Annotated in this window: 1 protein-coding gene and 1 pseudogene; one reads left to right on the top strand and one right to left on the bottom strand. The window is 38.1% G+C overall.

Annotated features, from left to right (window positions below):
* The coding region (locus J5224_RS31090) for an MAE_28990/MAE_18760 family HEPN-like nuclease (RefSeq protein WP_264628862.1) at positions 1 to 300 on the top strand (300 nt) is incomplete at its 5' end.
* 379 nt (positions 301 to 679) lie between these two features.
* Here the strand turns inward: J5224_RS31090 and J5224_RS31095 are convergent.
* A pseudogene (locus J5224_RS31095) lies at positions 680 to 876 on the bottom strand (integrase); the annotation flags it as partial.

The following is an 876-nucleotide window of genomic DNA, read 5'->3' on the forward strand; positions in this document are numbered from 1 at the left end:
AGAAATACTGTTAGATTTAATACAAAGATCGAAACAAAATCTAATTTACATAGTGAAGTTTTGAAGGAATTATGCCAGATGTTTAACTTTAACTATGCACGATTTACACACTTAATCAGTACACTAGACCGTCTGGTACATGTCAGAAATTGTATTGCTCATGGTGAGAACTCAATATTACCGACTCAAGAAAATATAGAAAAATTTATTGATGCAGTAAAACACAGCATAGATATTTTAATGGACGAGATCGATATTTTTTTAATGCAAGAGAGCTATTTATATCAGCAACAAGCATGAACGAAGAATGCCGTCTACATAAGCGGCATCTTTGAATACACTTAAATTATCTAAGTAAAACGATCTGACTTCTGTTTTCAGTGCAAACCGTGTGAAAACCCTAGCTAAAAACTGATATACTTGACGCTATGAAAAATATTACTTGGTTCTGATGATTATATCAGTCAAGTTTCCGTAGGAATGCAATTTTGTGTCATTTTTCCACTTCTGCAACAAAAATATTCACATGTTCTAGATAATGCATGGGTTTTTAGGAAGATAGTTTTTAAACCGAAAATTTATGATTACACGCTGCACCTAATATAATATTTAGCAGTGTTCCGATAAATAAGCTGTTATCTGATCCAGCCAGAATAACAGCCTACTTATCCACTACACACTAACCCGCCGTCAACCTCCCAAAATCAAACGGACTCACCGCCCTCTCCCGATTCGCATCAAGAAAATCCGCCCACCATTGCAGCATCAGCTTACGCTCATCCAAATGTTCCGCCTTATGGATATACGCAGCGCGCACACCATTGCCCTCCTGATGACTCCTCTGCCGCTCAACTGCATCCCGCGACCACAACCCCG

This window comes from Candidatus Symbiopectobacterium sp. NZEC135, from assembly GCF_025962695.1.